The sequence below is a fragment of the uncultured Gimesia sp. genome (assembly GCF_937910335.1).
Taxonomy (GTDB): Bacteria; Planctomycetota; Planctomycetia; order Planctomycetales; family Planctomycetaceae; genus Gimesia.
Genome location: NZ_CALEMX010000225.1, coordinates 1 through 7,993 on the forward strand (window position 1 = coordinate 1; position 7,993 = coordinate 7,993).

The following is a 7,993-nucleotide window of genomic DNA, read 5'->3' on the forward strand; positions in this document are numbered from 1 at the left end:
TTTCAGTGAAATTCTGAAACCGTTTTGTAAATTTGTGGACAGGAGTATGCCTGATCTAATATCAGTTTTCAGTAAAAGTCTCATTACAGATACAGCAAAATGAACCCCATCTGTACAAATTTGATTCTAATACCATCCTCTTCTCCAGATGAGCGTCTTTCTTGGTAATCAGCACGAAACCAAGCTGAATTAATCAACTTCCCGGTCCTTGCTGTTTTGGAAAACTCGGATCGCTTTATCCTCAAAATTCATTTTGTGTGGTATCTTGCAGTATAATTTTATTTCATTCTGGTCTTAGAATGAGTAAATTAGTGTATATATTGATATTCTTGTATCTGTTTTTATAAACAGTCCATCTCATTGAAGTTGAAAATGCAAACCAGCACACTTGAACACAATCTCACGGAGCCTGATTACCGATGGAATCCTGTTAATTCCATGCTCGAAAGAATGAGTCAATGAACTACAGCTCCGAATGGCCATCCACTCATATCACGCTCTTGAACCGTGTTCGAGTACCTACAGATTCAGAGGCCTGGCATGAATTTGTAAAAATTTATGGACCATTAATTTTCAAATACTGCCGGAAATTTAAATTAAGCGAAATTGATTCAGAAGACATATGTCAGGATGTCTTCCGCCAAATCAGCACTTCTCTTCGCTCATTTGAATATAATCAAAAACGAGGACGTTTCAGATCCTGGCTATGGACAGTAACTTATCATGAAATATGTCAATTTTATAAAAGAAACCAACGATTTCAAAATCAGTCAGGAGCTAACGGTCTACAGGAATTCATCTATGAACAACCCGGTGAAATCGACGCGATGTGGACCGATGATTTTTGCAGCCATATTTACAAAACTGCGTTAGATAATATTCGGCCTGGAATTGACAAACAAACCTGGAAAGCCTTTGAGCTCACATGGATCAATGATTGTGCTCCCCAAGTCGCTGCCGAGGAACTTAATAAAGAAATCACTTGGATCTACAAGGCAAAGTTTCACGTGCTAAGAAAGCTAAAAGATGAAATTCAACGGCTCTCATTTGATAGTGTTGTATTTCAAAAATAGGTTAAACTTGAGTCTTTCATGGAAAAGTGTATTTCGGAGAGCTTGTTATTTCAGTATCTCATCAATGAACTTGATGCAGATAAAAATGAACTCATTAGAGTACATCTTACTCAATGCGCGAGCTGCCAAAAAAGAATAGAAATTTACTCCGATGATGATGAGCTCAGAAAGTGGCGAGATTGCCATCATCGACAACAAAGTGACGAGAATTCACAAAGTTATCCATTCTCAGAGGACAGATTAGAGAAGTTATTTAGCTCAACAATTTCTTCGATCAACGAATCAAATGCTCAGGCGCCATCGAGCATTCTTGCTTCCAATTTGACTCCTCCCTCTCAAGAGAATAATAGCATCTCGATTGGTAAAGAACTGAAGCTCAATCCAATCAAAACGATTGGCCAATATCAACTCATCAAAAAAATTGGTCAGGGTGGAATGGGAGTTGTCTATCTGGCAATCCATTCACGTTTGAAAAAACAAGTTGTCCTCAAACTGTTATTAGACAAAGACTGGGATAATCTAGATCAGACTCAAAGATTCTATCGTGAAATGGAATTAGTAGGACAATTAGACCATCCCAACATAGTCAAGGCTACAGATGCAGGTGAAGCTGATAATACCTGTTTTCTAGTTATGGAATACCTGGAGGGACATGATTTAAAAACCATTCTCAAGTTGGATGACCCTCTATCAATAACTGCAGCCAGCTCAATCCTAAGGCAAGTCGCAAACGGTCTACAGTATATTCACAATCATGATTTGATTCACAGAGACATTAAGCCATCTAATCTTTTTCTAACCACTGATGGCCAAGTCAAAATTCTTGATTTAGGTTTAGCAGGACTCAGACATGCTGGTTCATCTATCAATGATTTAACTGATACGAATTGCATCATGGGTAGTGCCTACTACATGGCTCCTGAACAGGCTCAAAGCATCAAAACCATTGATCAACGGTCAGATATCTACAGTCTTGGTTGTACCTTTTATCAACTCCTAACTGGTCAAGTACCATTTAGAAGAGAAACACAAATTGAAACGATCATCGCTCATCGGGAAGATACTGCACCACATCTATCAGATCATCTTCCGGAGATCCCTGAACAACTGGAAGAATTATTTCAGTCGATGGTTAAAAAAAATTCGGACGATAGAATACAAACGATGGCTGAAGTTGTGAAGATCCTCGACGATTTTCTGACCAACAAAAGTGAAGTACCCCTCAACGATTCATCGGATACCTACTTGACTGAAAGTCAGGAGCTTAAACAAATATGCGCAATATCGTTTTAACAACTCCTGTTGAGGCTCAGAAGAACTATTCCAGCACACAATACCAACCTACGCAACGTGTGCTAAATCGCAAAAAAATGTTCTTACTATCATCAATAATGATATTGTTAAGCGTTACCCTGACTCTAGGATTACTCTACTTTTCAAGGCCAGTGCCTCATCCCCCTGTCCATCCTGTCACTCTTATCCCTCTGCCGAATCTCTCCTCATCTCAAGCTCTAATAGAAAGGGAAACGGCTAATAGGGTCTTGAATCATGGTTGTGAAATTAATGTTCTCTTACCGAATGGAGAAGAATTCTCGAATATCAAGAGTGTACAATCTTTGCCAAATCAAGATTTTTACGTAAGTAAAATAGTATATCCAAAATCGCAAACTATAACTCATGAGATTTTAAGTCAAATAAATGACCTGAAAAATTTGGCAGAGCTTAATTTAAACGACTGCTTCATCGAAGACGATGCGCTGGACGCCATCAAAGGTTTAACGACTCTCCGAAGACTGGATTTGCATGAAACGGGGATTACTGACAAAGGGTTATCTCACATAGGTGGGCTTTATAATTTGACTCATCTCTCGCTCCAGATAAATCATAATATTACAGATGAAGGCTTACAGATAATAAATCAATTACAAAATCTGGAGTCCGTTAATCTCGCTAGAACGAAGACTTCAGATAAAGGCCTGAAATTTATTCAAAACAATCCGAATATAAACTGGTTGAATATTTCCGAATCACAAGTGAGTGATCAATCAGCTATGCACCTCAATAAACTAAGACAATTAAATAAACTATTCCTGAAAGATACAAAAATTACTAAGAAGGGAATCGAAGAAATCAGACAATCCTTCGGAATTAAAGATCCCATAAAATTTTGAGTAAATCTGATACCAAAAAAATCAATATTTGTATCTGCTAAGCATTTACTACATCCATATTCAACAATGAATTATTGATTCGTTTCCTGCCTCAATGGTAAATTAAAATTACCTCTGCAGATTCTTACCTTGACTCTTGTGTGCCCTTCTGAATACTTAGATTAAATCTGTGCATATCACCTGTTGAATAAAAGGGCCATTTATATGGTAGGAAACGCGCTCTGGCCAAAACCGGAAAATCAAAACTATCATCAAGATAGTTCTGCTGAAAAGATCAAAGTCCGGAGTAATAAGGTAAGCATCATCATCGCTGCCAGAAATAACTCTCCCTTTCTCGCGGAGACCATCGAATCAGCTTTCAGTCAACACGTTACCTGTGAAGTGATTTATTCGGACGACTGCAGTTTTGATGATTCACTTACAATTGCCAACCGGTTTCTAGACCAGGGGCTCATTATAATTGAAGCTCCTTATCACTGTGGAGTCTGTGAAACACGAAATCGCGGTGCTTCTAGAGCAACAGGAAATTATTTACTTTTTCTGGATGGTGACGATATCCTTCCACCCGACTATGTAGAAAAACACTTAGATGCCATGACCCCTTCGACTCCCTTTGCCTATGGGGGAGCTGAAGCCTTTGGAAGTTTCTCAACACTTTGGGAAGCCCCTGAATGGATAAAAGGTGATCTCTGGTTGAGAAATTTTGTGAATACTTCTGCGCTATGGAACCGTCAAGCATTTGAAACAGCTGGTCGCTGGAGAAATCAAATCAATACTATGTGGGACTGGGACCTGGCTCTCAGAGGTGCCAGATTAGATACTCCAGCGCACAGCAAAGCAATTTTGCAATATCGCCAGCATTCAGATTCCTGGTCAGCTAATATTCAAACAAAATATGAAAAGCGACAAGAAGTCCTGTTGCCACAAATGAGGCGCATCTGTTCCAAAATCAGCGTTGGATCCATTATTAGCGGGAGACTTGCCGAATTTTTCCCTGAATGGATGTCAGCCGTAGCACAATCGGTAAAACTCATCGGCAGCCAGGAACCCGTTGAGCTGATCTTACTCGATAATTCAAATAACCCGGAAACACTCTCCTTACTTAGACTTGAGACAAATCGATACTTGAACATATTCGAATCAATTAGAATCATTCCCCACCCCGTCTCTTTCACATTTTCTAACGAAAAGGAACGAAGGAATCAGGTGTCACGATTTATGGCTCACGCCTGCAATCGATTACGGGTGGAAATGAAAGGCGATATTCATTGGCTGATAGAGGACGATATCCGTGTACCACTTGAAGCGGGGATCAATCTGTTCACAAAATTAACAGCAGACTGGGTTCCACCCAATGCCGTTTCCGGCTGCTATCGAAACCGTCACATCGAAACGCAATTCGTAGGTGGTCATTTTGACGAGTATCATATCGTCAACACATTTTCGGAGATTGGCACAGAAACTAGTTCCGTTGATTACTGCGGAACTGGTTGTCTTATGTTTTGGAAAGATAGGACACCCCGGTATTGGGACAGTCACTATCGAGATGTGCCAGCGCATGATTGGGAATGGTGTGCCCAAATCAAAGAGTCCAACGGATCCATATTAATGTTGCCTTCCGTACACTGTGGACACGTAAAATCTCCCGAGGATATTCTTTATTGATCTCATCGAACAGAAACTAGAAAAGCACAGGCCTACATACACAATGATAGGAAGCAGGCACTAGTCCCCTAACGTTGCGCGCTGATTGAAGCAAGTAGACCTGTGCATTTCTATGAGTGTCATTTCCGCTTATCACAAAAATGACAGACACCCTCTATATACATATAGTGTCGAAGTGAGACCTTCTTCCAAATATATTTTGCATTCTGGTAAATTTAAACAGAATACTTAAAATATACATTATTACACATATGTATTTACGTTTGAAGATAATGAATTCACACTGTAATTACTAGTCTGACGAATACGAACCCTGAATGGTTCGTTCTTTTAAGTTACTTAACAGCATAGATTTCCATAAATAAAGTCGTTTGAGATTATTCAGTTTCATCACGAAAGAATAAATTCATTTCAGCTTGATATCGAATCAAAAGAATCGGCAATGCACCATCACTGTTATTTTGTCCCCACCTTATCAATCACTTCGAAATTTCAATTTACTCGATTCACAGTTTAAATCTCGCTTCTGATTTGACAACCGATTGTTAACAATTTACAACAGACAAAGTAATCAGATTTAGTTCGACTTAAGGAAATCGCGATGTGCTTTTAATTCCATAACGAGTGGAGTCGCATTTTTGAATTTGGGTGTGATCGAGATCACGGGAGTGCGAAAACGAAGCACGTAAACAACACTCTCAGTCCTCAATTCCAAGCTTGACAAAGCACTAGATTAATCACAATTGCTCATTGCTTTAAGGATATTTAATGAATGAATCTCAGTTAGTTCGAGGCTTGGGCGAACAGATCGTCGAGCGACTCAGAGAAGACATCTTCTCGGGAAGAATCGCAGAAGGCCAACGCTTGCGCGAAATTGATCTGGCAAAACGATTTGATGTAAGCAGAGGCCCCATTCGTGAAGCGATTCAACAACTCGCCTGGGAAGGCATTGTCAATACAGACCGAAATAAAGGTGCGCTCGTTGCGACGTCCGCTCCAGATGAAATTACGGAACTGATTATTCCACTTCGGTGCACGACCGAAAAATACGCAATCCGACTTTTTTTCGACACTTTAACAGAAGCAGACTTTCTTCTCTGGGAAAATATTCTTGACAAAATGAAACAAGCTTGCGAAGCGAAAGATTTTGCACTCATCTCTGAACACGATATTGCCTTTCATCGTGCGCTGGTCAAACGCTCTCATTCACCTGATCTTTTAGCGATCTGGTCTTCTATTGTTTCGCGCGTCAGACGGCATTTCCGTGAATCACATTTGAACTATAAAAATCCAATTCAGATCTACGAAGAACATCTGCCAATTATCGATGCACTAAAAAGCAAAAGTATGGCCCAGGCACTCCAGGTAATTGAGGATCATATTGAATAAAGCACATTCGATTCAGACATGTACAATACAATCAAACAAAAATTGATATCCTGTTTACACACTTTATTCTTCTTTGGAATGATATTGTGCGGATCGCCTTTCGGCTGGGCTGACACAAAAAATGATCCAATCGCTCTAAAAACACAAGAACGTTTTTTTGAAGAGCAGGTTCGTCCGCTATTAATCAAACACTGCCTCGAATGCCATGGCCCTAAAAAGCAGTTTGCAGAACTAAGAATAGACTCGCGTGATCATCTTCTTAAAGGTGGTGAAACGGGACCTGCCATCAAAGTCAATCACCCAGATAAAAGCCTCTTGATGACCGCCGTTCGCCGAGAGTCTCTCGAAATGCCTCCCGACAATCCGCTCAAAAAAGAAGAGATCGAAATATTATCTTCATGGATCAAACATGGCGCTGTCTGGCCGCAAAAAGCTATCATTGGAAAAGAAACCAAAATCAACTTTTCTGAACATTGGGCATTTCAATCAATTCAAAAACCAGTTCGACCTGCTGTGAAAAATACAAACTGGCCGCAAAATGAAATTGATTATTTCATTCTTTCCAAACTGGAAAGACATCAGCTCAAACCCTCTCCTCCTGTAAAACCAGCCACTCTACTGCGTCGCATCACATGGGATCTCACTGGTCTTGCCCCGACGATTGAACAAGTCAAAAGGTGTTCTGACAAACACAATTCCGACTCATCCAAAACCGCAATTGATCAACAACTTGCTTCCTTACATTATGGAGAACGCTGGGGAAGATACTGGCTGGATCTGGCACGCTATGCTGACACCAAAGGTTACGTCTTTTTTGAGAAACCTTCCTTCCATATCGCATATACGTTCCGTGACTATGTAATCAATAGCTTCAATCAGGATAAACCATTTAACGAATTTATTCTGGAACAACTGGCTGCAGATTATTTCAAAGAGGAAATTCCACATCAATCTCAAGCAGCACTGGGATTCATTACCGTTGGTCCCAGATTCAAAAACGATACGCATGATATCATCTCAGATCGAATTGACGTGGTCACACGCGGATTCCTTGGTCTTACGGTAGGCTGCGCACGCTGCCATAACCATAAGTATGACCCTATTTCAATCGAAGACTATTATGCTCTGTATGGCGTCTTCAGAAATTCACTTGAGCCAATTCATCTCCCTTTTCGGAATCAAGGTAATCTCCCTGCAGCCCTCGAAGCGCAGGCGCAAAAGATCAAACAAGCCGCAGAGAATTTGAATCAACTTTATCAACAACAATATGAAAAAATCCTCAATGATACTCATCACAGGTTGGCCGAATACCTCAGCGTAGCACAATCTCGCAGAAGTGGCCCGAATACCGTGCGGTTTGATGTGATCGTTGATGGTGATGATCTCAATCCGGAAGTCATACAAATCTGGCAAGAATTTCTAGACCAATCTGAAAACAGTAAATCTCAAGCATTTATGCTCTGGCATCAATTGGCCAAAATCCCCAACGATTCATTTGCAATTCAAGCTCCAGACTTTCTTCGTCACACATTAAAGAAGGACACTCAAGAACCTTTGATCCAACTCATTGCCTCCCATCTGTCGAAAAGGAAACTCAAAAGTTTCCAGGACGTGACCAGGGGATATGCGGATCTATTTAAACAACTCGATCGCGAATGGGATACCTGGATTGTTGAAGCTCCCAAACCCGGAAGA

Annotated in this window: 6 protein-coding genes; all 6 read left to right on the top strand. The window is 40.4% G+C overall.

Going from position 1 to position 7,993, the window contains the following annotated elements:
• Nucleotides 1-458: 458 nt before the first annotated feature.
• Nucleotides 459-1,073, top strand: coding sequence for a sigma-70 family RNA polymerase sigma factor (locus tag Q0668_RS08755; RefSeq protein ID WP_298862992.1), 615 nt, complete (start codon nt 459-461; stop codon nt 1,071-1,073).
• Between the two features lie 18 nt (nt 1,074-1,091).
• Nucleotides 1,092-2,366, top strand: a complete 1,275-nt coding sequence (locus Q0668_RS08760) for a serine/threonine-protein kinase (protein WP_298862995.1) — start codon at nt 1,092-1,094, stop codon at nt 2,364-2,366.
• The gene (locus Q0668_RS08765) at nt 2,348-3,244 is read left to right on the top strand and encodes a hypothetical protein (RefSeq protein WP_298862998.1); all 897 of its coding nucleotides are present in this window, start codon (nt 2,348-2,350) and stop codon (nt 3,242-3,244) included. The genes Q0668_RS08760 and Q0668_RS08765 overlap by 19 nt, the downstream gene beginning before the upstream one ends.
• Before the next feature lie 204 nt (nt 3,245-3,448).
• The gene (locus Q0668_RS08770; protein WP_298863001.1) at nt 3,449-4,909 is read left to right on the top strand and encodes a glycosyltransferase family 2 protein; all 1,461 of its coding nucleotides are present in this window, start codon (nt 3,449-3,451) and stop codon (nt 4,907-4,909) included.
• A gap of 768 nt (nt 4,910-5,677) precedes the next feature.
• Nucleotides 5,678-6,298 (top strand): GntR family transcriptional regulator, encoded by a 621-nt coding sequence (locus Q0668_RS08775; protein ID WP_298863005.1) that lies wholly within the window; start codon nt 5,678-5,680, stop codon nt 6,296-6,298.
• A gap of 84 nt (nt 6,299-6,382) precedes the next feature.
• A partial coding sequence (locus tag Q0668_RS08780) for a DUF1549 domain-containing protein (RefSeq protein ID WP_298863007.1) occupies nt 6,383-7,993 on the top strand: 1,611 nt, incomplete at its 3' end.